The following is a 24,039-nucleotide window of genomic DNA, read 5'->3' on the forward strand; positions in this document are numbered from 1 at the left end:
TTAGATCCATACTTCAAAAATATTGTTACAGATTACCAAGATGCATTAAGAGACGTCGTAGCAACAGGCGTTAAAAATGGTGTACCAACACCAGGATTCTCTGCAAGTGTGAACTACTATGATAGTTATCGTTCTGAAGATTTACCTGCTAATCTTATCCAAGCACAACGTGACTATTTTGGTGCACATACTTATGAACGAAAAGACCGTGAAGGTGTATTCCACACACAATGGGTTGAAGATTAATCATACAATGTTTTGATTTATAACGTCTTACACGAAAGTGTAAGGCGTTTTTTTAAGTTAATTTACCTAAGTTTTACATCAAAAATTTTGACCATCGCTTATATTATCGATAAAATAATTAATAAAGAAACCGGTTTCATTTATAAACAATATATTAGAGGTGTACATATGATGACTAAAAATTGGTGGAAAGAAGCAGTTGCATATCAAGTTTACCCAAGAAGTTTTAATGATAGCAATGACGATGGTATAGGGGATTTACCTGGTGTTATAGACAAGTTAGATTACTTAAAAGATTTAGGTATAGATGTAATCTGGTTAAGCCCAATGTACAAATCGCCTAATGATGACAATGGCTATGATATTAGTGATTATCAGGCAATTATGGATGAATTTGGTACAATGGATGACTTCGATCGATTATTAGAGGGTGTACATCAACGAGGAATGAAATTAATACTAGATTTAGTTGTAAATCATACATCTGATGAACATCCTTGGTTTATTGAATCAAAATCAAGTAAAGATAATCCTAAACGTAACTGGTACATTTGGAAAGATCCAAAACCTGATGGTTCGGAACCTAATAACTGGGAAAGTATTTTTAATGGTTCAACATGGGAATATGATGCCAATACGGATCAATATTATTTCCATTTGTTTAGTAAAAAACAACCAGATTTAAATTGGAATAATAAAGAGGTAAGAAAAGCAGTATTCGACATGATGAATTGGTGGTTTGATAAAGGGATAGATGGATTCAGAGTTGATGCTATTACGCATATTAAGAAAACATTTGAAGCAGGTGATTTACCCGTACCAAATGGGAAAACATATGCACCGGCATTTGACGTCGATATGAATCAACCTGGTATCCAAGATTGGTTACAAGAAATGAAAGATCAATCATTATCTAACTACGACATTATGACTGTGGGTGAAGCAAATGGCGTAACACCAGACGATGCTGATGAATGGGTCGGAGAGAAAAATGGTAAATTTAATATGATTTTCCAATTCGAACATTTAGGACTGTGGAGTACGGGAGATTCTCAATTTGATGTCAGTGCATATAAAAATGTACTAAACCGTTGGCAAAAACGCTTAGAAGGCGTTGGCTGGAACGCACTATTTATTGAAAATCATGACCAACCAAGGCGTGTATCAACATGGGGAAATGATACCGATTACTGGTATGAATCAGCTACAAGTCATGCAGTTGTGTATTTCCTTCAACAAGGTACACCATTTATTTATCAAGGACAGGAAATAGGAATGACTAATTATCCATTTGATAGTATAGAAACATTTAACGATGTAGCAGTTAAAAATGAATATCAAATCGTTAAAGAACAAGGTGGCGACGTTAATCAATTATTGGATAAATATAAAATGGAAAATAGAGACAATTCTCGTACGCCAATGCAGTGGAATAATGAGGAAAACGCAGGCTTTACAGGTGGAAAGCCATGGTTCCCAGTAAATCCTAACTATAAAGAAATTAACGTAGCTGATCAACAAGAAGATGAGCATTCTGTATTAAATTTTTACAAATCACTCATTCAATTGAAAAAATCGGCTGATATTTACACTTACGGTCAATTTGATTTAGTGGATGCTGATAATCCAAATATATTTGCTTATTCAAGAACACTTAACAATGATAAGGTACTCATCGTGGGTAATTTAACTGATAAAGTGAGTCAATTAAATATTGATATCGATGTAAAACATACAGAAACATTACTTCACAATTATGATAAAGATATTAATCTAAATCAAATTGAGCCTTATGAAGCCTTTGTATTAAAACTTTAATACAACTAAAAATCATGTCTACAAATATGACGCAATGTCATTCTGTAGACATGATTTTTTATGTCTATTATTCATTATTATAATGTTCTTGCTCAACAGGTAACCATAATTGAATTTTAGTAAAAGGATCATCAAATGAAATCTCTAAAGGATACACTTCTACGTATAAACTATTTCTTTCATATGGTAACGTCAACTGTAGACTTGTTTCGATATAATACCAAGCCTCATTTACCGTATAATCAATTTCCCCTTGTAAATTAAACTTAGCATAGTGTCTGCCAGGTAGAAATCTACTTTCTAAATGAGCTGGATAACGCTCACTCGGTACACCTACGAAAATTTCTAACCCAGAATCTAAAGGACAACTTATAACAAATAATTCGAATGGACTTATATCATTATAACGTCGTAACTCTTTTAAATGACCATCTAATAGCAAATCTTCTAAAAAGTCAGGAACATTAAAAGGGTTTGACAAATTCTTTGCATCGATATAGCGTGCATACCCAACTAAAGAAATATCATCTGTTTCTTCTAGTCGATAAGGATAAGGTGCTCTCTCTGTTGTTGTCAATTTAATGTATATGCGCTCTTGCATTTTAAGTTCATCTTTTTTAGTTGACGCTTGTATTGGTGAAACGCCGTGAAAATCACTAAAATCATTTGCAAAATCATTTGAATTTGCATATCTATACTTTTTAGCTACGTCTACCAAACGACTCGCACTATGTTTGACGTCGATAGCAGCTAGTGTTAGCTTTCTAGCTCTTGCGTACGTCTCTGGTGATAGACCTACAATCATTTTAAATGATTGTTCAAGGTGAAAGGGAGAGAGACCAACGTAATCACTTAATTCTTGCAAATTAAACGGCTCAAGAAGACGGTCTTCAATATAAACAATTGCCTGTTGTATTTGCTTGATAACGTCCAAAATATTCACTCCAATTATTTTCAATCATTAACTTTTATTCTACATTATTTTGTCTTAATATACACCTGAAAGCATAGCAATAAATGAATTTAATAAAAAAAGTGAACGACTACAGGTACTCAATGCTATTATAATGAACACAGTGATGAGTGCTAATATAACTATCATTTCACATACCATATAATCATTCACTATTTGATTGATTTAATCATACATTTTATTACATCTTCTTATTGAATATCGTCCCACCAGTGATTACCATCTCTACTTAATAAAAGGTCACTTTCTAACGGGCCGTTTGTACCAGAAGTATAGTTAGGGAAATCTGGTTCTACCATATTCCATTGTTCTTGAATCGCATCAACAAATTTCCAAGTTGATTTTAATTCTTCCCAGTGTGTAAAGTTTGTTGCGTCACCTTTAAGACAATCAAATAATAGATTTTCATATGCATCGACAGTATTCATTTTATCTTGTGCACCCATCGCATAAGATAATTGTACTGGTTCAGTATCAATGCCTTGAATATTTTTCTTAGCATTTAAATGAAGTGATACACCTTCATTTGGTTGAATATTAATGACTAATAAATTAGAATCCAATAATTTATCTGTTTGATAGTATAAGTTCATAGGTACTTCTTTAAATTCAACTACTACTTGAATTGTTTTAGATTTCATTCGTTTACCTGTTCGAATATAGAATGGTACGCCTGCCCATCTAAAATTATCAATAGTTAATTTACCAGACACAAACGTTGGAGTGATAGAATCTTCAGCAACTCGATCTTCTTCACGATATGATTTTACTTCTTGACCTTCAATGACACCTCGGTCATATTGTCCACGCACAAAGTTCTTTCTCACATCTTGTGGACGTAATTGACGTAAAGATTTTAATACTTTTACTTTTTCAGCTCTAATATCTTCACTATTTAAACTGATAGGGGCTTCCATTGCTAATAAGGCAACCATTTGTAACATATGGTTTTGAACCATGTCTTTTAAGGCACCACTAGATTCGTAATAACCACCACGATCTTCCACACCTAAAATTTCAGAAGATGTTACTTGGATATTAGAAATATATTTATTATTCCATAGTGGTTCGAACATAGCATTAGCAAAACGTAAAACTTCAATATTTTGAACCATATCTTTACCTAAATAGTGATCGATACGATAAATTTCTTCTTCTTTAAATGAACGTCTTATTTGGTTGTTTAATGATTCAGCTGATTTCAAGTCACTTCCAAATGGCTTCTCTATAACAAGACGTTTAAAGCCTGAAGTATTGGTTAATCCAGATGATTTTAAATAATCTGAGATAACACCAAAGAATTGTGGAGCCATAGCAAGATAGAACAGACGATTACCTTTTAAACCGAATTGAGTATCTAACTGATTACTAAACTCTAATAATGATTGATAACTTTCTTCATCACTTACATCATGCTTGTGATAAAACACATGTTCCATGAATTCATCAATTTTATGTGTTTCCTTAACATGTGATTGGATTGACGCTTTAACTTGCTCACGGAACGTATCGTTACTAATATCGCGGCGACCAATTCCAATAATAGCTATGTGTTCATCTAAGTTATCTTGTTGAAAAAGGTGAAAAATGGAAGGGAACAATTTACGATGACTCAAATCACCAGTTGCTCCGAAAATTGTAATTAAACAAGGTATATGTTTTTGTTTTGTACTCAAGATTAAAACCTCAATTCTATAAAAAGATATATGATTGTTATATTATATGATAAAGAAAACTTATGGTCATATAATATGCTTTGTAAAAAAGTCATAAAACGTAACTATGATTTATTTAAATGATAATCGATATTGACAATAATTACCAAATTATTCGACTTACGTATAGCGCTACTAAATAGTGAATTTACATCAGGAATGACTAATAAGCATTAGTATTTATACTTATAATCATTCTTGTTATATATACATTTTATTTCTTATTATAAAAATTGTCATTATATATGATAAAATAAATCGAAGAGAAGGAGGTGTGAGCATGGAAGTCACATTTTTCGGTACTAGCGCTGGACTACCAACCAAAGAGAGAAACACACAAGCAATTGCATTAAATCTTGAACCTTATTCTAATTCAATATGGCTTTTTGATGTAGGTGAAGGCACACAACATCAAATTCTTCATCATTCGATTAAATTAGGAAAAATCGATCATATCTTTATTACACATATGCATGGTGATCATATTTTTGGACTTCCAGGATTACTAACAAGTAGATCCTTTCAAGGTGGAGAAAATAAACCTCTCACACTCGTCGGACCTAAAGGTATTCAAAAATATATTGAAACAACATTAACTTTATCCGAATCACATCTCAATTATCCAATTACATACATAGAGATAGACGAATCCTTAAATTATCATCATAATGGATTTATAGTACAGGCTGAAATGTTAAATCATGGTATTAAATCTTTTGGTTATCGTATAGAAACGCCTACAACACCAGGTACTATTGATGTGGATGCACTAAAAGCAATCGGACTGGAACCTGGACCTAAATATCAAGAAGTAAAAACAAATAATACCTTTGAATTTAATGGGAAAGTTTATCAATCTGATGAATTCAAAGGAGAGGCAAAGTCCGGACCTGTTGTCGCTATATTTGGTGACACAAAGCCATGTCCTAATGAACACATTATAGCGAATGAAGCTGATATTATGGTACATGAAGCCACGTATATTGAAGGTGAAAAAACGCTAGCCAATAGTTATCACCATAGTCATATCGATGATGTTTTCAATTTAATTCGTCAAGCAAATGTCAAACAAAGCTTAATCACACATATGAGTAATCGCTATACTAAAGAAGAAATCGAAAATATTGATCAGGAACTCAATGCATTAGCAGATACACCAGATTTTACTTTCGTTACTGATTTTGACTCTTTTAAAATTTAAAACATCGCCACTGATTTATGGTCAGTGGCGATGTTTTACTATTTAATCATCTGTATTGGATAATTCAACACTTCGATTAACTGCTGCACTTAAACAATCTTCAAATACAGCAACCAAATCATATTGAGATAGGGCATCTAAACCAGCTTGTGTTGTACCGCCTTTAGATGTAATATTTTTTCTTAGTTGTTCCATGCTTAAATCAGATCGTTCAATCATCTTACTCGTTCCAATTATTAAATTACGAATAGATTCTTCAACTTGATCTTTTTCTAAACCGAGTTGCGTACCAGCTTTAACATATTGTTCAAATACATGGTATAAAAATGCAGGCCCGCTTCCTGTAATAGCCGTTACTTGATGTAAGTGATCTTCTGATACCTCAATGACTGAACCAAATGCATTAATCAATTCATTCACTTCATCTTTAGCTTTAGGACCAAAATTATTTGAGAAACTAATACCTGTTACAGAATGACCTACTTGTGCATTAGTATTAGGCATAATACGAGCTAATGGATTATTAGTATTTAATTGCTCTCTTATATAATCAATGGATAAACCAGCCATAATTGAAATAAAACGATTACTATCAGTGATTGAATCTTTAATTCTATCAGCTAAAGCTTCGAAATCATGTGGTTTCGTGCCTAAGAATAGGTAATCAGCATCCTTAAGTAATGCTTCATCATCATAGCTATAATTCACACCTAATTTTTCGGCAAAATCTTTAAGTGCCGCTTCATTCGATTTGTTTGTTAAATAAATATCATTAGGATCTAAATTATTAGAATTAATAATGCCTGTAAAGATTGCTTGTGCCATATTGCCTGCACCATAAAATACAAGTTTCATATACTTCACATCACCTTCATTTTAGTTATAAAATAATGATACCTTATAAATATAACTACATAGTAACATATATTAGAAATATTCAATATTAAGTATACAATTTATCGACATTTTTATATGAAATGAGATATCTCTATATAAGAAAGAGAGTGAATACCATGATAGGCCAACATTATATTGTTACAGGTGGTACAAGTGGCTTGGGATTAGATATTGTACATGAACTTATTAAAAGAGGAACTCATGTAACCATTCTTGCACGTAACATTAAGAAGTTTCGACAAATTAATTTCGGTAGTCAATCCTCATTTGTCGATGTTATAGAATGCGATTTGCAAAATAGGCAAGACATTATTCATATTACATCTCAAATTAAAACACCTATACACGGATTGATATATAGTTCAGGATTAGGTTATTTTAAATCTATTGCTATGCATACAACAGAAGAGATGATTGAAACATACGATGTTAACTTAATTAGTTTTAATTTACTATACAATACGATAAAGCCATATTTAGTAGATCATGCGCATGTAATTGGTATATCTAGTCAAGCTGCATTTGTCACACAATCGCACGCTGCGCACTATGGTGCGTCTAAAGCTGCTTTTAATCAAGTTCTAAATGCACTGAGATTAGAAGAACCAAAATTACACGTCATGTCAGTAAATACGGGACCGATTGACACTCCATTTCATCAAAAAGCAGACCCATCCTTATCGTATTTCAACCAATATCGTTCAATAATGATTCATTCCAACCAACTTGCTCAACATATCGTGGAAGGTATTATTAAAGAAAAGCAAGAAATCAATGCACCTACATGGATGCATCAAATGTTAAAATTATATCAATTAGCACCAAGATTTTTGGAAAAACATTTTTCTCATTTGTTTAATAACAAAAGTAATCATTAATTATAAGTGTTTGATAGAATCAGAAAACAAATTATATTACAAAAGCCACTAAATGAATTATCGTCATTTAATGGCTTTTCCTATATCTATTATTATTTTAAATGTTGTGTATACTGTAAATCTTTGACGCGTTCTCTAGACGCTTTAATTTGATCTAAACTTACATCTTTATAATAATTTTCAACATTTTCTTCTAGTTGTTCTACGCTACTTGCACCTACGATGATAGAGCCTAAAGCATCATGTGAAGTGAGATAATTAAATGATAGCGCAGTTAGATTACTTTCAATTTCTTTAACAGAAGCAATCGTTTCACCTAATTCATCTTGTGTATAGTCGAATATACCATCAGCGAATTTTTTATCTAATGCTTCGTTACTATTTGACGTTAATAAACCTTTAAATACAGGTCCACGTGCTAATACTTTAATTTGCTTTTCATGTATGTCATCTAATAAGCTTTCAGGTCGATTATCAATGAGGTTAAATTGAGACATTAATGTTTCAATTTGACTATGTTTTAAATAATAATCAATCACATTTGGACGAATAGATGAAATACCATATGCGCGAATGATACCTTCTTGTTTTAACTCATCAAACGCACTTATTGTTTCATCTAATGGATCATCAATAGTACCACCATGTAATTGATATAAATCAATATGATCTAAACCTAAACGTTGTAATGAGCCTTTCACACCTTCTTTAATATGTTTTTTTGAAGGATCCCATGTGATACTGCCATCTTCAGTTAATCGGTTACCAACTTTAGTGCCAATAACTATATCATCACGATTTTGATATCTTTTTAATGCTTTACCAACGATTTCTTCATTAATACCTTGGTCATACATATCAGCCGTATCAAAATAAGTAATACCATTTTCAATTGCACTTTCAATTATCGGTTGTGCAGTTTTATAATCTGTACCTAAACTCATACAACCTAATCCTAATTCTGAAATTTCTATACCACTTTTCAAGATATTCTTTTGCATGTATTTTCTCCTTTCGATACACTTTAACTAACGCATTCAGTTTATCAATTTATTAAAACATTTAAAAGGAACGTGATTATAAATGGAATTTAACGAAAAAACGATAGATAGAACAGTGATTTATAATGGGAAAATAGTCGATTTAGAAATCCATGATGTAGAACTACCTGACGGACGTACATCTAAACGTGAACTCATTTATCACAATGGCGCAGTGGCAGTATGTGCCATAACACCTGAAAATGAAGTACTACTAGTAAAGCAATTTAGAAAACCAGCCGAAAAACCATTATTAGAAATTCCTGCTGGTAAATTAGAGAAAAATGAGGAACGAGAGGAAGCAGCTAAACGTGAATTAGAAGAAGAAACTGGATATATTGCGAAAAACTTGCAATTTGTTACACATATGTATGGTTCTCCAGGCTTTTCAAATGAGAAGCTTACCATTTATTTTGCTGACCAATTAGAAGTAGGGGAAATGAACCTTGATGACGATGAATTTGTGGAAGTTCATAAATTCTCAATTGAAGAAGTAAAAGAAGCGCTTCAAAATGCAGAAATTGAAGACGCAAAGACAATCATTGCACTTCAACATCTATTATTAAATTATAATCATTCTAAATAATGAACGAATATCCTTGCGTTTCATTGAGAATACTGGTAATTTATATATTGAATCATGCTTTAGATTAAAATGATTATAATTCTTAGTAGAGGAGTGAGGCTTCCGTGGAAGAACGATTAAATCGCGTGAAGCAACAATTACAACAGTCTTCATATAAGTTAACTCCACAACGTGAGGCTACTGTAAGAGTTCTAATAGAAAACGAAAAAGACCATTTAAGTGCAGAAGATGTATATTTAAAAGTTAAAGACAAATCACCAGAGATCGGATTAGCTACCGTTTATCGTACCTTAGAATTATTAGCAGAATTAAAAGTATTAGATAAAATTAATTTTGGTGATGGTGTTGCTCGTTTTGACTTAAGAAAAGAAGGAGCTAAACATTTCCATCACCATTTAGTATGTATGGAATGCGGTAAAGTCGAAGAAATCGAAGAAGACTTATTACCAGAAGTTGAAAATCGTGTTGAAAAAGAATTTAATTTTAAAATTTTAGACCACCGATTAACATTCCATGGTGTATGTTCAAATTGCCAAGCTAAAAAAAGTGAAGAGAATAAATAAAATTACTTTATCTGAATAAATGTACAAATGTTTGAGTATTTTAGATTCTCCACACATATATGATATTAAGAAGTCACCGCTTCAAAAGAGGTGCTTTATGATGGAAACAATTATAGAAGAATATTTAAAATTTATTCAAATTGAGAAAGGATTAAGTGTCAATACAATTGGTGCTTATCGTCGAGATTTGAATAAATATAAAGAATACTTAACATTACAAAAGATTTCAAATATCGATTTTGTAGATCGTCAAACAATTCAAGAATGTTTAGGTTATTTAATCGATCAAGGTCAATCATCTAAATCTATCGCTAGATTTATTTCAACAATACGTAGCTTTCATCAATTTGCGTTACGCGAAAAATATGCAGCTAAAGATCCAACAGTATTAATAGAAACACCAAAATATGAAAAGAAACTCCCTGATGTTTTAGAAGTAGATGAAGTCATTGAATTACTCAATGCACCAGATTTAAATAAAAACAATGGATATCGAGACCGCACAATGCTTGAGTTATTATATGCTACAGGTATGCGTGTATCTGAAGTGATACAAATTGAAGTTGAAGACGTCAATTTGATGATGGGATTTGTTCGCGTATTTGGTAAAGGAGACAAAGAACGTATTGTGCCATTAGGAGATACGGTTATAGACTATTTAACTACCTATATCGAAACCGTAAGGCCACAATTACTTAAGCAAACTGTGACCAACGTCTTATTTTTAAATATGCATGGTAAACCTTTATCTAGACAAGGTATATGGAAGATGATTAAACAAAATGGTCTAAAAGCTAATATTAATAAAACACTCACGCCACATACATTAAGACACTCATTTGCAACACATTTACTTGAAAATGGTGCCGATTTACGTGCAGTACAAGAAATGTTAGGACACTCTGATATTTCAACTACACAATTATATACACACGTTTCAAAATCACAAATTAGAAAAATGTATAATCAATACCATCCTAGAGCTTAATAAACGTTAAAACCAATGATACCTAAGATATAGAAGCGTATCATTGGTTTTTATTATTATCTATTTGAAGTCTTTGATACTGTTTATCCTTTAATGCGAGTTGTCGTGCTAAAATAACATCACTTCGATCTCTTAATAAATGGTGATGAACAATCTCATCATTTAAAATAGGTGATGAAACAAAATGATAATCTGAATAATGTAATTGAATTCGATTCAACATGTCAACATTAATAGGCAATTGAATAGGTTCAAATGGTTGTCGTTGTGCTACGCGTGTCATTTGTTGGTCAAGTAACGTGATATACCGTTGAATATTCAAATGTAATTGCATTTGATCTTCTTTATTAGCGTTTTTAATGACTTGTTTTGCTTTGTCAAAAGACTTAGCAGCACCTTTTAAATTACATCGTCGAAAGTGATAGCAAGCCGTAGCACATAAAATCAAACTCACGACAGCATCTTGTTTGCTAAAATGGTTATTTTCTTTCCAAGCCTCTTCAAGTATGTCATGACATAAAAAATAGTGCTGACTTGTATGAAAGTGATAATAAAATTGAATTAATGCTTGTTCCATCTGAATTTCACCTTAATTTTAAAAGTTATATAAATTCATGCTATAATATTTTAGTGAAATATGCACATAAGTTGCAACATGAGGTAGATACTATGTATGAAGTAAAACTGGATGCATTTAACGGTCCACTCGATTTGTTATTACATTTAATTCAAAAATTTGAAATAGACATTTATGATATTCCTATGAAGTCATTAACTGAACAGTATATGCAATATGTTCATGCAATGAACCAATTAGAAATCAACGTTGCAAGTGAATACTTAGTCATGGCTTCAGAATTGCTGATGATTAAAAGTAAACTATTGTTACCACAATCAGAAGATAATCTCGACCTAGAAGAAGATCCACGTGAAGATTTAGTTGGTAGATTAATAGAATATCAAAATTACAAAGAGTACACAGAAATCTTAAATGAAATGAAAGCTGAACGTGATCACTATTATACTAAGCATCCAACTGATTTATCACATATGGAGACTGATGAATCTTGGGACCCATCGAATACCATTGATTTAACCGAATTAATTGTTGCTTATCAACGTGTTAGAAACCGAGTAGAAATCAACAAACCTCATTCCGTAGAAATTAAGAAAGAAACATTTACCATTCAACAAGCAACGGCACAAGTCACGGACAGATTAAAAACAAAGTCATCCTTCAATTTCTTTAGTCTGTTTACATTTACAGAACCTATAGAACAAGTGGTAACACACTTTTTAGCCATATTAGAAATGTCAAAGTCAGGGATTATTAATATTGAACAACATCAAAACTTTGATGACATTAATATATTAAGAGGAGTGAATTACGGCGTTGAATAAGCACGGTATATTAGAAGCACTGCTATACACATCAGGAGATGAAGGCCTTGAAGTCAAACAATTGCTTGAAATTCTAGAGGTCAATGAAGCTGAATTAACTGACCTAATCGACACGTACGAATCGAACGGTCTCATGATTCAACAATTTGGAACAACATGTGTTATGACAACTAAAAAAGACGCTGCACAATACATCGAAGCCTTAATTGAACAAAAATCTAAAATGAAATTATCACAAGCCGCAATGGAAACATTATCGATTATTGCGTATAATCAACCATTAACTCGAAGTGATATCGAACTTATTAGGGGTATTAATTCTGATGGTGCAGTTAAAACACTCATTGCAAGAGGTTTAGTAGAAGCAAAAGAAGTCCAGAATTCACGGAGTCAACAATTAATCACGACAGACCTATTTTTAAATGTATTTGGTATAGAAAAATTAGAAGATTTACCAACCACTCAAGAAGATGAAGAAGAAATGGACGCGTTCTTTAGTAACTTGGTAAATCAAAAGGGAGATACAAATGAGTAAAGAATTAGAAAGATTACAAAAAAGAATTGCAAGCAGTGGTTATACATCACGTCGTAAAGCTGAAACTTTAATTACTGATGGCAAAGTAAAAGTTAATGGACAAGTCGTCACTGAACTGGGTACAAAAGTTTCAAATTCAGATACTGTTGAAGTTGAAGGTATCAAATTAGAGCAAGAAGATAAAATTTATATTTTATTTAATAAACCTGCACAAGTAATTACAAGTGTATCGGATGATCGTGGCCGTAAAGTCGTGACTGATTACTTCAAAGATATAGAAACACGTATATATCCAGTAGGTCGATTAGATTATGATACATCGGGATTATTATTGTTAACGAACGATGGAGAGTTCACGAATTTAATGACACACCCTCGATATCATATTAAAAAGAAATATGTCGCTAAGCTTAAAGGGTATCTAATGAGAGAAGAAGTGAAAGCTTTAGAAAAGGGTATCGAACTTGAAGATGGTTTCACACAACCTGCTCAAGTTAAAGTGAAAAACCAAGACAAAGATAAAAATACTACTCTTGTTGAAATCACGATTAGTGAAGGTAGAAACAGACAAGTGCGTCGTATGTTCGAACATTTTGGACACCAAGTAAGCAAATTAACGCGTATCCAATTTGGCCCGCTTGACATAAAAGGTTTAAACGCAGGTGAAGGTCGAGTACTCACACCTCATGAAGTTAAAACAATCCGCCATTTAGCTGAAAATGGGAATGATTAAACTATACCAATGATATTTAAATCTTTGAGATTTTTTTCACAAAGATTTCTTTAACACTAACTTAATGACTATTTCATATGCTATAATAACTATTGAAATGAACAGCATGTGTAGGAGGTAATTTAGTATTATGACGAATGAAATACTTATCGTTGATGACGAAGACAGAATCAGAAGATTACTTAAGCTATACCTAGAAAGAGAATCTTTTGAAACACATGAAGCAAGTGATGGTAAAGAGGCATATCAACTTGCTATGGAAAATGACTATGCGTGCATTCTTTTAGACTTAATGTTGCCAGAGATGGACGGTATCGAAGTAGCCACTCAATTAAGAGAGCATAAAGATACACCTATTATCATGCTCACTGCAAAAGGTGAAGAGACGAATCGTGTCGAAGGGTTTGAATCAGGTGCCGATGACTATATTGTAAAACCATTCTCCCCAAGAGAAGTTGTCTTAAGAGTCAAAGCATTATTAAGAAGAACGCAATCAACAACACCTGAACAAAGTGAACCTCATGCAAGAGATGTGATTGAGTTCAATCACTTAGTCATCGATAATGATGCACATAGAGTACTAGCTGATAATGAGCAGGTTAATTTAACACCAAAAGAATATGAACTATTAATTTATTTAGCTAAAACACCTAATAAAGTATTTGATCGTGAACAATTATTAAAAGAAGTTTGGCATTATGAATTTTATGGCGATTTACGTACGGTAGATACGCACGTGAAAAGATTAAGAGAGAAGCTCAACAAAGTATCGAGTGATGCAGCTCATATGATACAAACGGTTTGGGGCGTCGGCTATAAATTCGAGGTTAATACAAACGATGAACCGGCTAAATAGTGTAGTAATAAAACTGTGGTTAACTATAATTTTTATAGTAACGACAGTTTTAATTTTATTAAGTGCTGCGTTAATTACTTTTATTCAATATTATTATACACAAGAAGCTGAAGATTCCATTAAAGAAGACGCCAAACGTATTAGTTCATTGGTAGAAAGCTCTAAAAATCAAAATATAGCCATTAAAAATAGCCAAACATTGATAGATAATCCAGGTGGATTAATTATTATGAAAAATTCATCTACCGCTTATCAACAAACAATTTCACCGGATAAAAAAGCAATGTTAAAAGAAATCAAAGATAATAAAGATTTTAACCGTGTTTTCAAACATGGTGAGTCAATGACACGTAATGTCACGATTAAAGAACAAGGTAATTCACATCCCTATATATTAGTGGGTTATCCAATGAAAGCTGAGCCAGGAAGTCACTCAGAATATAGTGGTGTCTTTATTTTTAAAGATTTAAAATCAATTGAAGATACTAACAATGCGATTACAATTATCATCTTAATTACCGCAATTATATTTTTAGCAGTGAGTACTATTTTTGCATTTTTCCTATCATCTAGAATTACGAAACCGTTAAGAGAGTTAAGAAATCAAGCTCAAAAGGTATCACAAGGTGATTATTCACATATCACATCAGTATCAACAAAAGATGAAATTGGAGAACTGTCACGAGCGTTTAATAATATGAGTTTTGAAATTCAAGAACACGTAGAAGCATTATCTACATCTAAAAATATACGTGATAGCTTGATTAACTCAATGGTCGAAGGTGTTATAGGTATTAATGAACAAAAGGATATTATTTTATCAAACAAAATGGCAGACCAAGTCTTCTATACATTAGATGATAACGCGGTTGAATTAATAGAAAATCAAATTGAACAAACCTTTAATACTAAAGAAACGCAATTCCAAGAAATTGAAGCAAACACACGTTATTATGTGATTATCATGAGTTATATTGAACGTATCCAAAATGATGGCAGAAGTGGTATCGTTGCTATAATACGTGACATGACAAATGAACATAATCTTGATCAAATGAAAAAAGATTTCATCGCAAATGTGTCTCATGAGTTACGAACACCAATTGCATTACTACAAGGCTATACAGAATCTATTGTAGATGGAGTTGTCACAGAACCAGATGAAATACATGAATCACTCGCTATTGTCTTAGATGAATCTAAACGTCTAAACCGCTTAGTAAATGAATTATTAAATGTAGCGCGTATGGATGCTGAAGGATTATCTGTAGAGAAAGAGACACAACCAATTTCTGATTTACTTAACAAAATGAGAATAAAATATCGCCAACAAGCCACTGATTTAGAACTTAACATGCAATTTGAAGTGAACAATCAACAGTTATGGAACTATGATATGGACAGAATGGATCAAGTCTTAACCAATTTAATTGATAACGCATCAAGATATACACAACCTGGAGATACAATTTCAGTAACTACAGACGAAGATAATAGCTATAATATTTTAAGAATAACAGATACGGGTACTGGCATCGCACCTGAACATTTACAACAAGTCTTCGATCGTTTCTATAAAGTAGATGCATCAAGAAAAAGAGGTAAACAAGGTACTGGATTAGGATTATTTATCTGTAAAATGATTATAGAAGAACATGGCGGTATAATTGAAGTTGAAAGTCAAGTAGGCGAAGGAACAACCTTTATCATCAAATTACCAAAATAAACATAATAAAACCTGTTAGAGTCAGTTGATTACTTTAACAGGTTTTTTATTTATTATTAAATCTATAGATTAATCATCAACTTGATTATTTTAATGACAACTTATATCTATATAAATATATCGGAGCAAACTCATTGTACATAACAGAGTTATCATGTATGATATATTTAAAATAAAATTATAGTTAATTCATCTTCGGGGTCGGGTGCAATTCCCAACCGGCAGTAAATTAAGCCTGCGACGTAAAATGTCTCATTTTACCTGATTCAGTGAAATTCTGAAGCCGACAGTATAGTCTGGATGGGAGAAGATGGAGGTTTTTTGTTGTGCAAATTTCCTCCTTTTCTAGCAAGATGAATGAAAGGAGAAAATCATATATGCAACAAAACCAAAATAGACGTTTAATCTTTATAAGTATGTTAAGTGCAGTCGCTTTCGTACTTACATTTATTAAATTTCCATTGCCATTTTTACCACCATACTTAACGTTAGACTTTAGTGACGTACCTACATTACTTGCTACATTTTTATTAGGACCAATTGCAGGAATTATAGTGGCATTTATTAAAAATTTACTCAATTTCTTTTTCAATATGGGCGATCCTGTAGGCCCCGTAGCGAACTTCTTAGCAATTGCAAGTTTCTTATTAGCTGCATATTATATTTATAAAAATAAACTTAGTAAGCAATCATTATTAATAGGTCTTGTAATAGGTACAGTTGTTATGACCATTGTATTAAGTATTTTAAATTATTTTGTATTGTTACCACTTTACGGCATGATATTTAACCTAGGTGACATTGTTCATAATCTTAAAGTAATTATTGTTTCAGGTGTCATACCATTTAATATTATTAAAGGTATTGTCATTTCAATCATCTTTTACTTTATATTCAATAGAATTAAAAATAACATTCACTTATAAATAACTAGCGCCCTTACACATAATGTGTAAAGGCGCTTTTAATACTATATATTATTCAAATTTAAGTGCGTCACCATCAAATGGTTCGTCTTCAATTTTAATTGAATCTGTTGGACAACCTTCTAGTGCATCTTCCATATCTTCATATAACTCTTCTGGCACCTCTGCAGTACCTTGGTTATCATCAAGGATTACGAAAGCAATACCTTCGTCGTCATAATCATAGATATCTGGAGCTGCTGCACCACATGCACCGCATGCTATACAAGTATCCATATCAACGATTGTATATTTAGCCAATTTCATTCGCCTCCTTTGAAAAAAATGCTACACTAGTAATAACAATACTACTATTGTAGACATCGATAGTGTGATTTTCAATATATTCGTTTTATAGAGTGAGGGTTTATCTTGTATCAAATTATCAAATATGCGTGTCAGCACGCATTCAACTACAAAACAAATAAAAGTATTTATAATATCTTAACAGGAAAAAAATCCCATCAAACATTTTTTGACGCAAGTAGTCAACAACTTTTGTCATTATATCATAGTTTACCGAGATTAAAATATCCGTCTTTTGAGCGATATTTAAATGAATTGAATGATGAGGAACCAAAAATAAATATCAAAACGCATCCAAGATGTACCTATGATAGCCTTATTAATACATTTAACTGTATCCAATTACTCATTCAAACGGTATCACAAAGCTTACATAACGATTTTAGGTTCATTCCTATTACTCAACAAACATACATTCAACAACGTGTTAAAGATATTTATCAACACATAAAGGTTAACGATTTAGAGTCAAATTTTATCACTGAAATAAAACAATTATTTGAAAAAATTGCTAGCAAGCATGAACATGTTTATTTGCATTATTATTTACAAGGATATGAAGAGACGATGTATACCAGACAACAAGTCAGTTTAATTGAATCGAAGTCTCAACAAGAACTATTTGAATTAGAAATGAATCAATTGGTCGATGTCATGTTTGAAATTGAAGATATGCAAAAACATCCTTTATTAAATCAAACGATTATACGTCCAACATTACTTAATAAAACGAAGTTAACCTTACATCAATTAGAGCAAGGACACCCGATACAAGACATCTCAACTGTTCAAAATGTTAAATTAAATACGATTGAAGATCATCTTTTAGAGTTGTTTATCAAAGGTTATATCAATGACTATGACAGTTATTTAGACATCACAACAATTCAACCATTTATCGATTTTTACAAAAGTCATATAGGAATCAAATTGCGTGAGTACAAGCAACAATTTGATACATTAACTTATTTTCAAATTAAATTGGTAATTGTCGGTATTGAAAGGGGTGACTTAGTTGCTTCAACAGAAACTTAAAGATTGGTTTGGGTTTGATTCCTTTAAACCTGGGCAAGAGGAAATCATTACCAGTGTATTAAATCAAAAGCATACACTTGGTATTTTACCAACAGGTAGTGGCAAAAGCCTTTGTTATCAATTACCTACTTATATAATTGAAAAGCCAACACTTGTCATTTCACCATTAATTTCTCTTATGGATGATCAAGTCATGCAAATGAAGTTAAATGGTGAACGTGCAGTTTGTTGTATCCATTCAGGAATGGACAATACAGAGAAACGACAAAATCTTAGCAATATTCGACAAAGTAAATTTATCTATTTAAGTCCCGAATTTATATTACAACCTCAAAATTTTAAACTTATCGCCAATATAGATTTTGGTTTAATTGTTCTTGATGAAGCGCATTGTTTGTCTGAATGGGGATATGATTTCAGACCACATTATGCCTTGATTGGAAAAATAACGAATTCATTTAAGTCGGCTACAATTCTTGCATTAACAGCAACTGCACCACCTCATTTAGAAAGCGATTTATCTGAAATGCTCAATGTTAATTTCAGTACAATTAAAACAAGTATGAATCGTATGAATATTTCATTGAAACATCTCAATTTCGGATCTGACGAAGAAAAAATAGAATGGTTGTTACCACAACTTAATGAAACAGGTCCCACTATTATATATGTATCCTCTAAAAAATTATGTTTAACACTAGCTCAACTTATTTATGACTCAGGTTTTTTAACAGGGATATATCATGGCGATTTAAGTTATCAAGAAAGACAGACAGTACAACACCAATTTTTAAACAATGATATTCCAATCATAGTTGCGACAAGTGCATTTGGTATGGGAATAAATAAAAAAGACATCCGAACAGTCATTCATTTTCATTTGTCATCTAGTCCTTCTAATTATCTACAAGAGATTGGAAGAGCAGGTAGAGACGGTGAAGCGAGCCAAGCCATTAGCTTATTCCAACCCGACGACGCTTTTATATTAGAAACCATACTATTTGCTGATAGAATCACAACTGAAGATATTCATGCATTTGAATTAGGGCAATTTATCCCTCCTGAAAAAGAATCCATTTTATCCATACTTTATAATCAATATTCAATTAATCAAATGCAACGTATTTTTGATCAATCTTTCAGACGTAAAAAATTAGGTTATAGTCGCATGTTAGGCTACACACAACTTGACCAATGTCGCCGAAAATATTTGTTGGAATTTTTTAATGAACAACCTAAACTGCCAGATGTATGTTGTGACAATGATACTGAGTTACCTAGCATGAAAGTAATTAATCGCAAGAAAGTTAAACGTAAGCTATCATATAGTGAAAAACTTCAAAATTTATTTGAACTATAGATTTTATTTTGCTTAACTCTTTATTCAAGCTATAATTAACTTATGAACAAAATCTTAATACCTAAAAAATTCTTGATTACTATACATAATCATTTAATAAATGGGTATAGTTTATGTATCATTATAAAATAAAATTAAACAGAGAGGATGATGATTGTGTCTAATAATAACTTCAAAGATGATTTTGAAAAAAATCGTCAAGCAATAGACCCAGAAGATCATAATGAGCAGACATCTTCACATGAAGAGCAAGAAGATAATGCAGTAGACAGAACTGAAGACAAAGCAAATCAACAATTCCCACCGAGAAATGCACAGAGAAGAAAGCGTCGTCGAGATATAGCGACAAATAATAACCGTCAGGCAGATTCACGTACAAAAGATAGCCAAGATGGTTCATTAGATGATAGACATGATGATACATCATTACATAATGGAGATAACAAAAATTATGATGCATCCAATCACAATGATGTAAATAGAGATCAAAAACAGGCACATCATCCTGAAAATCGTTCGACTCGTGAGTCAGAACAAGAATTAAATCACGATGAACCTTTAAAGCGTAGTGGTAAAAGTGACGATGTTCAACATGATGATCGTCATGACAAGAAAGACGGGCACGGTAAAGATGCCGCTCTAGCAGGTGGTGCTGCAGTTGGTAAAAAAGTGACTAGTGATCATAAACATGGTGACAATAATGGCCATGAGGATCGTGTACGTGAACATGACCATCACAAAGATAATGATCGACATGATGACTTTAATAAAGATGACCGTCGTCAAGATACATCTAAAGATCGCCAAGACGAACTTAATAAAGGTCATCATGATGAAGAACACCACGATTCAGGTAAAGGTAAAAAAGCTGCTGCAACTGGTGCCGGTGTGGCTGGTGCTGCGGGTGCTGCTGGTTTAGCTAAACATCATCATGATAAAAAAGACGATCATACTGGCGAAAATAAAATAAAAAATGACCGTCATCAAGATCATCATGATAACAAACATGACGACAAAGAGATTAAAGATAATCATCAATCAGATGATGAAAAATCAGGTAAAGGTAAGAAAGCTGCCGCAACTGGTGCAGGTGTTGCTGGTGCTGCAGGTGCCGCTGGTTTAGCTAAACATCATCATGATAAAAAAGAAAGCCATCATAGTGATAAAGATATCAAGGATGACCGCAAACATGATGATGACGACAAACATGATAATAAAGATAAACATCAATCTAATAAAGGGAAGAAAGCTGCTGCAGTAGGTGCAGGCGCCGCAGGTGTTGCTGGTGCTGCAGGTGCAAAACATCACCATGATAAAAAAGAAGCCAACCAACATGATGATAACAATAATCATCGAGACAATCATGATGGTAAGAAAAAAGGCGGCTTTATGAAAATCATCTTACCAATTATAGCTGCAGTATTAATCCTAGGTGCAATTGCTATTTTCGCAGGTATGGCCTTAAATAATCATAGTAATAGTGGCAATGATGATAACAAAGTAGCTAATAAAGATAGTAAAGATGGCAAGAAAAACAACGACACTAGCAAAGATAAAGACAGCAAAGATAAAGATAGTTCAAAAGACAAAGATAAATCAAAAGACTCTGATAAAGATAAAGCAACATCTAGTGACGAATCAAATTCATCAGACGCTTCAAATTCAGATAAAAATAGTTCTGGTGATAATGCTAATGGTGCTAACTCACAAGCAACTAATAACCAAGGTCAAAATGGCGGAAATAGCCAAAATGGTCAAGGCCAAAACTCACAACAAAATGGCCAACAAGGTAATAATAGCCAAAATAGCAATAGTAACCAACAAGGTAAACAAACACATACTGTAAATGGTAAAGAAAATCTCTACAGAATTGCCATTCAATATTACGGTAGTGGTTCACCTGCAAATGTTGAAAAAATTAGACAAGCTAATGGATTAAATGGTAACAATATTCATAATGGTCAAACATTAGTAATTCCATAGGTACAATTCAATCATCAAATTAACTGTAAGTAATGTTATCGCATTACTTACAGTTTTTTTGGTTTCCGTCAAATCAAGACGATTATTCAAAAAAGTCATAAATAATTTAAACTTTTCTAAAACAAGGACTTCGCGAAAATAGGATATAACTGATATAATAATTTGGTGATTAAAGGAGGCCGTTTTACATGCAAAAAATAGAAAGTATCATCATTGGTGGAGGACCTTGTGGCTTAAGTGCAGCCATTGAGCAAAAGAAAAAAGGTATTGAAACATTAGTGATAGAAAAAGGTAATGTTGTAGAATCTATCTATAATTATCCAACACATCAAACCTTCTTCTCATCTAGTGATAAATTATCAATTGGTGATATTCCATTTATCGTGGAAGAAAGTAAACCACGTCGAAATCAAGCTCTTGTATATTATAGAGAAGTCGTTAAACATCATCAATTAAATATCCATGCATTTGAAGAAGTTTTAACAGTTAAAAAGATGAATAATCGTTTTACAATCACGACTACTAAAGATGTTTACGAATGTAAATTTTTAACAGTTGCAACTGGTTATTATGGTCAACATAATACACTAGAAGTTGAGGGTGCTGAGTTATCTAAAGTATTCCATTATTTCAAAGAAGCACATCCGTACTTCGACCAAAATGTTGTCGTAATAGGTGGTAAGAATTCTGCAGTTGATGCCGCTTTAGAATTAGAAAAAGCTGGCGCAAATGTTACAGTAATCTATCGTGGAGATCGTTATCCTAAAGCTATTAAACCATGGATTTTACCCAATTTTGAGTCATTAGTTAATCATGAAAAAATTACGATGGAATTTAATGCCAATGTAACACAAATCACTGAAGATCATGTTACATATGAAAAAGAAGGTAAGACAATTACGATCCCGAATGATTATGTCTTTGCAATGATTGGTTATCATCCGAATTATGAATTCTTAGAATCAATCGGTATTGAAATTAATACAAATGAATATGGTACTGCACCAGTTTATAATCGTGAAACATACGAAACAAATGTAGAAAATTGTTATATTGCTGGTGTTATTGCTGCTGGTAATGATGCTAATACTATCTTTATTGAAAATGGTAAATATCATGGTGGCTTGATTACACAAAGCATTCTTACTAAAAAGCAAACGCCGCTTGAATCATAATAAATATGGCGTAGAAGGTTTAAATATCATACCTTCTACGCCTCTTTAATTTCTTGTTTATTCTTCAAAATATCGTTTAATTTGTTCGCGATTCAATTCATTACTTAAACTTACAACTAATTTTAGTCTTGCTTTAGGACCATTTAATCCATTGGAAAATATCAAGCCTTTTTCAGCCAGTTGATAACCGCCGCCTTCATATGCATAGACAGGACTAACAATGCCGTTAAATGATCGAGATACAATGACAATCGGAATTTGTTTATCAATACAAGCATATAAACCTTCTAAACAAGTAGGTGGCAAATTACCTTGTCCCATAGCTTCTATAATTAAACCATCAATATCGCTCTCCGCATAAAAATGCAATAAGTCGCTCTGCATATTCATATAAGATTTTACTAAAGGTACATTTAACTTTGGATTAATCTTTTTATAACTTGTATGATGCAACGGGTGGTGATGATATTGCACATTATCCTTTGTTAATACACCTAACGGACCATGATTCGGACTTTGAAAAGTATTCGTATTGGATGTATGTGTTTTAGTTACATTACGTGCTGTATGAATCTCATCATTAAAGACAACCATAACACCCATATGATATGAATTGTTTGATGAAGCCACTCTTATAGCGGAAATAAAATTGTATAATCCATCTGAACCAATTTCATTTGATGAACGCATAGCGCCAGTAATCACTACAGGTTCTTCGATATCTAATAACAAATCTAATAAATAAGCTGTTTCTTCAAGTGTATCTGTGCCATGTGTAATAACAAAACCATCATAAGTAGTTTCATTGTTTAGATTTGCATTAACGATAATATCCCTTAGTTCTTTAACATGTTGAATAGACATGTGAGGAGAAGGGACATTCATAGGATGTATTTCATCTACTTGTGCATATTGTTTGATGATATCCTGATGTTGAGAAATTGGATTTTCTTTATTTGTAATGACTCGATTGGAACTATCTTGTGACATACTAATAGTGCCACCTGTATGTATAACAAGTAGACGTTTCATAGTTTTCCTCCTATTAATAAAATACAT

General features: G+C 32.4%; 23 protein-coding genes, 1 pseudogene and 1 riboswitch. Of the genes and pseudogenes, 17 read left to right on the top strand and 7 right to left on the bottom strand.

Annotated elements, in window-relative coordinates:
* Nucleotides 1-246 (top strand): annotated as a pseudogene (locus tag ACZ267_RS03020) (NADP-dependent phosphogluconate dehydrogenase); the annotation flags it as partial.
* 171 nt (nt 247-417) lie between these two features.
* Entirely contained in the window at nt 418-2,064 is a 1,647-nt protein-coding gene (locus ACZ267_RS03025; protein ID WP_015364983.1) for a glycoside hydrolase family 13 protein, read from the top strand.
* 67 nt (nt 2,065-2,131) lie between these two features.
* Here the strand turns inward: ACZ267_RS03025 and ACZ267_RS03030 are convergent, their stop codons facing one another.
* Together ACZ267_RS03030 and zwf are read right to left on the bottom strand one after the other, a co-directional pair.
* Entirely contained in the window at nt 2,132-2,998 is an 867-nt protein-coding gene (locus tag ACZ267_RS03030; RefSeq protein WP_079449014.1) for an AraC family transcriptional regulator, read from the bottom strand.
* A 230-nt stretch (nt 2,999-3,228) separates the two neighbouring features.
* Nucleotides 3,229-4,713 carry a glucose-6-phosphate dehydrogenase gene (gene zwf, locus ACZ267_RS03035; protein ID WP_002465779.1) on the bottom strand — a complete coding sequence of 495 codons (1,485 nt, stop codon included), beginning with the start codon at nt 4,711-4,713 and terminating at the stop codon, nt 3,229-3,231.
* A gap of 319 nt (nt 4,714-5,032) precedes the next feature.
* Here zwf and rnz point away from each other — a divergent pair, with 319 nt between their 5' ends.
* Nucleotides 5,033-5,953, top strand: coding sequence for a ribonuclease Z (rnz, locus tag ACZ267_RS03040; RefSeq protein WP_002465732.1), 921 nt, complete (start codon nt 5,033-5,035; stop codon nt 5,951-5,953).
* 42 nt (nt 5,954-5,995) lie between these two features.
* On the opposite strand, the gene proC is transcribed toward rnz, so the two are convergent.
* Nucleotides 5,996-6,808, bottom strand: a complete 813-nt coding sequence (gene proC, locus ACZ267_RS03045; RefSeq protein ID WP_079449013.1) for a pyrroline-5-carboxylate reductase — start codon at nt 6,806-6,808, stop codon at nt 5,996-5,998.
* Nucleotides 6,809-6,966: 158 nt separating this feature from the next.
* Between proC and ACZ267_RS03050 the strand changes: the two genes are divergently transcribed.
* Nucleotides 6,967-7,728 carry an SDR family NAD(P)-dependent oxidoreductase gene (locus tag ACZ267_RS03050; RefSeq protein WP_019235920.1) on the top strand — a complete coding sequence of 254 codons (762 nt, stop codon included), beginning with the start codon at nt 6,967-6,969 and terminating at the stop codon, nt 7,726-7,728.
* Nucleotides 7,729-7,820: 92 nt separating this feature from the next.
* Here ACZ267_RS03050 and ACZ267_RS03055 read toward each other — a convergent pair whose 3' ends face one another.
* Nucleotides 7,821-8,729, bottom strand: a complete 909-nt coding sequence (locus tag ACZ267_RS03055; protein ID WP_002465738.1) for an aldo/keto reductase — start codon at nt 8,727-8,729, stop codon at nt 7,821-7,823.
* 82 nt (nt 8,730-8,811) lie between these two features.
* Here ACZ267_RS03055 and ACZ267_RS03060 point away from each other — a divergent pair, with 82 nt between their 5' ends.
* The 3 genes from ACZ267_RS03060 (at nt 8,812) to xerD (ending at nt 10,905) form a co-directional block, all read left to right on the top strand.
* Nucleotides 8,812-9,354, top strand: coding sequence for an NUDIX domain-containing protein (locus ACZ267_RS03060; RefSeq protein ID WP_002465769.1), 543 nt, complete (start codon nt 8,812-8,814; stop codon nt 9,352-9,354).
* 104 nt (nt 9,355-9,458) lie between these two features.
* Nucleotides 9,459-9,917, top strand: a complete 459-nt coding sequence (fur, locus tag ACZ267_RS03065; protein WP_002465733.1) for a ferric iron uptake transcriptional regulator — start codon at nt 9,459-9,461, stop codon at nt 9,915-9,917.
* A 100-nt stretch (nt 9,918-10,017) separates the two neighbouring features.
* Nucleotides 10,018-10,905 carry a site-specific tyrosine recombinase XerD gene (gene xerD / locus ACZ267_RS03070; protein WP_002465792.1) on the top strand — a complete coding sequence of 296 codons (888 nt, stop codon included), beginning with the start codon at nt 10,018-10,020 and terminating at the stop codon, nt 10,903-10,905.
* A gap of 40 nt (nt 10,906-10,945) precedes the next feature.
* Here the strand turns inward: xerD and ACZ267_RS03075 are convergent, their stop codons facing one another.
* Nucleotides 10,946-11,482 (bottom strand): DUF309 domain-containing protein, encoded by a 537-nt coding sequence (locus ACZ267_RS03075; RefSeq protein WP_002465789.1) that lies wholly within the window; start codon nt 11,480-11,482, stop codon nt 10,946-10,948.
* Nucleotides 11,483-11,574: 92 nt separating this feature from the next.
* Between ACZ267_RS03075 and ACZ267_RS03080 the strand changes: the two genes are divergently transcribed.
* The 6 genes from ACZ267_RS03080 to ACZ267_RS03105 all read left to right on the top strand — a co-directional run bounded on the left by ACZ267_RS03080 (nt 11,575) and on the right by ACZ267_RS03105 (nt 17,082).
* Nucleotides 11,575-12,306 (top strand): segregation and condensation protein A, encoded by a 732-nt coding sequence (locus ACZ267_RS03080; protein WP_002465785.1) that lies wholly within the window; start codon nt 11,575-11,577, stop codon nt 12,304-12,306.
* Complete coding sequence (gene scpB / locus ACZ267_RS03085) at nt 12,299-12,841, top strand: SMC-Scp complex subunit ScpB (protein ID WP_002465782.1); 543 nt, start codon at nt 12,299-12,301, stop codon at nt 12,839-12,841. The genes ACZ267_RS03080 and scpB overlap by 8 nt, the downstream gene beginning before the upstream one ends.
* Nucleotides 12,834-13,574, top strand: a complete 741-nt coding sequence (locus ACZ267_RS03090) for a pseudouridine synthase (protein ID WP_002465723.1) — start codon at nt 12,834-12,836, stop codon at nt 13,572-13,574. The genes scpB and ACZ267_RS03090 overlap by 8 nt, the downstream gene beginning before the upstream one ends.
* Before the next feature lie 130 nt (nt 13,575-13,704).
* The gene (locus tag ACZ267_RS03095; RefSeq protein WP_002465735.1) at nt 13,705-14,430 is read left to right on the top strand and encodes a response regulator transcription factor; all 726 of its coding nucleotides are present in this window, start codon (nt 13,705-13,707) and stop codon (nt 14,428-14,430) included.
* Nucleotides 14,414-16,156: an ATP-binding protein gene (locus ACZ267_RS03100; RefSeq protein ID WP_015364986.1), complete on the top strand. Its 1,743-nt coding sequence runs from the start codon at nt 14,414-14,416 to the stop codon at nt 16,154-16,156. Before ACZ267_RS03095 ends, ACZ267_RS03100 begins: the two co-directional genes overlap by 17 nt.
* 187 nt (nt 16,157-16,343) lie before the next feature.
* Nucleotides 16,344-16,472, top strand: a riboswitch (FMN riboswitch).
* Nucleotides 16,473-16,533: 61 nt separating this feature from the next.
* Nucleotides 16,534-17,082 carry an ECF transporter S component gene (locus tag ACZ267_RS03105; protein WP_002465771.1) on the top strand — a complete coding sequence of 183 codons (549 nt, stop codon included), beginning with the start codon at nt 16,534-16,536 and terminating at the stop codon, nt 17,080-17,082.
* A gap of 51 nt (nt 17,083-17,133) precedes the next feature.
* Here ACZ267_RS03105 and ACZ267_RS03110 read toward each other — a convergent pair whose 3' ends face one another.
* A complete protein-coding gene (locus tag ACZ267_RS03110; RefSeq protein ID WP_002433578.1) occupies nt 17,134-17,382 on the bottom strand; it encodes a ferredoxin in 249 nt (82 codons plus the stop codon).
* 111 nt (nt 17,383-17,493) lie between these two features.
* Between ACZ267_RS03110 and ACZ267_RS03115 the strand changes: the two genes are divergently transcribed.
* The 4 genes from ACZ267_RS03115 (at nt 17,494) to ypdA (ending at nt 22,980) form a co-directional block, all read left to right on the top strand.
* Nucleotides 17,494-18,462, top strand: a complete 969-nt coding sequence (locus ACZ267_RS03115; RefSeq protein ID WP_079449012.1) for a YpbB family protein — start codon at nt 17,494-17,496, stop codon at nt 18,460-18,462.
* Nucleotides 18,443-19,822 carry a RecQ family ATP-dependent DNA helicase gene (locus ACZ267_RS03120; RefSeq protein WP_002465787.1) on the top strand — a complete coding sequence of 460 codons (1,380 nt, stop codon included), beginning with the start codon at nt 18,443-18,445 and terminating at the stop codon, nt 19,820-19,822. The genes ACZ267_RS03115 and ACZ267_RS03120 overlap by 20 nt, the downstream gene beginning before the upstream one ends.
* Before the next feature lie 156 nt (nt 19,823-19,978).
* Nucleotides 19,979-21,805, top strand: a complete 1,827-nt coding sequence (gene ebpS / locus ACZ267_RS03125) for an elastin-binding protein EbpS (RefSeq protein ID WP_058714511.1) — start codon at nt 19,979-19,981, stop codon at nt 21,803-21,805.
* 188 nt (nt 21,806-21,993) lie between these two features.
* On the top strand, nt 21,994-22,980 hold the full coding sequence (gene ypdA, locus ACZ267_RS03130) for a bacillithiol disulfide reductase YpdA (RefSeq protein WP_002465727.1): 987 nt from the start codon (nt 21,994-21,996) through the stop codon (nt 22,978-22,980).
* 57 nt (nt 22,981-23,037) lie between these two features.
* On the opposite strand, the gene ACZ267_RS03135 is transcribed toward ypdA, so the two are convergent.
* Nucleotides 23,038-24,012 carry an asparaginase gene (locus tag ACZ267_RS03135; RefSeq protein WP_002465794.1) on the bottom strand — a complete coding sequence of 325 codons (975 nt, stop codon included), beginning with the start codon at nt 24,010-24,012 and terminating at the stop codon, nt 23,038-23,040.
* Between the last annotated feature and the right edge of the window lie 27 nt (nt 24,013-24,039).

This window comes from Staphylococcus sp. AC872 (assembly GCF_979255425.1).

Excerpts from the sequence above, each read along its gene's own strand:
- ACZ267_RS03025 (WP_015364983.1), top strand. The coding sequence starts at position 418 with ATGACTAAAAATTGGTGGAAAGAAGCAGTTGCATATCAAGTTTACCCA.
- rnz (WP_002465732.1), top strand. The coding sequence starts at position 5,033 with ATGGAAGTCACATTTTTCGGTACTAGCGCTGGACTACCAACCAAAGAG.
- proC (WP_079449013.1), bottom strand. The coding sequence starts at position 6,808 with ATGAAACTTGTATTTTATGGTGCAGGCAATATGGCACAAGCAATCTTT.
- ACZ267_RS03050 (WP_019235920.1), top strand. The coding sequence starts at position 6,967 with ATGATAGGCCAACATTATATTGTTACAGGTGGTACAAGTGGCTTGGGA.
- ACZ267_RS03055 (WP_002465738.1), bottom strand. The coding sequence starts at position 8,729 with ATGCAAAAGAATATCTTGAAAAGTGGTATAGAAATTTCAGAATTAGGA.
- ACZ267_RS03060 (WP_002465769.1), top strand. The coding sequence starts at position 8,812 with ATGGAATTTAACGAAAAAACGATAGATAGAACAGTGATTTATAATGGG.
- xerD (WP_002465792.1), top strand. The coding sequence starts at position 10,018 with ATGGAAACAATTATAGAAGAATATTTAAAATTTATTCAAATTGAGAAA.
- ACZ267_RS03075 (WP_002465789.1), bottom strand. The coding sequence starts at position 11,482 with ATGGAACAAGCATTAATTCAATTTTATTATCACTTTCATACAAGTCAG.
- ACZ267_RS03080 (WP_002465785.1), top strand. The coding sequence starts at position 11,575 with ATGTATGAAGTAAAACTGGATGCATTTAACGGTCCACTCGATTTGTTA.
- ACZ267_RS03090 (WP_002465723.1), top strand. The coding sequence starts at position 12,834 with ATGAGTAAAGAATTAGAAAGATTACAAAAAAGAATTGCAAGCAGTGGT.
- ACZ267_RS03095 (WP_002465735.1), top strand. The coding sequence starts at position 13,705 with ATGACGAATGAAATACTTATCGTTGATGACGAAGACAGAATCAGAAGA.
- ACZ267_RS03100 (WP_015364986.1), top strand. The coding sequence starts at position 14,414 with ATGAACCGGCTAAATAGTGTAGTAATAAAACTGTGGTTAACTATAATT.
- ACZ267_RS03105 (WP_002465771.1), top strand. The coding sequence starts at position 16,534 with ATGCAACAAAACCAAAATAGACGTTTAATCTTTATAAGTATGTTAAGT.
- ypdA (WP_002465727.1), top strand. The coding sequence starts at position 21,994 with ATGCAAAAAATAGAAAGTATCATCATTGGTGGAGGACCTTGTGGCTTA.
- ACZ267_RS03135 (WP_002465794.1), bottom strand. The coding sequence starts at position 24,012 with ATGAAACGTCTACTTGTTATACATACAGGTGGCACTATTAGTATGTCA.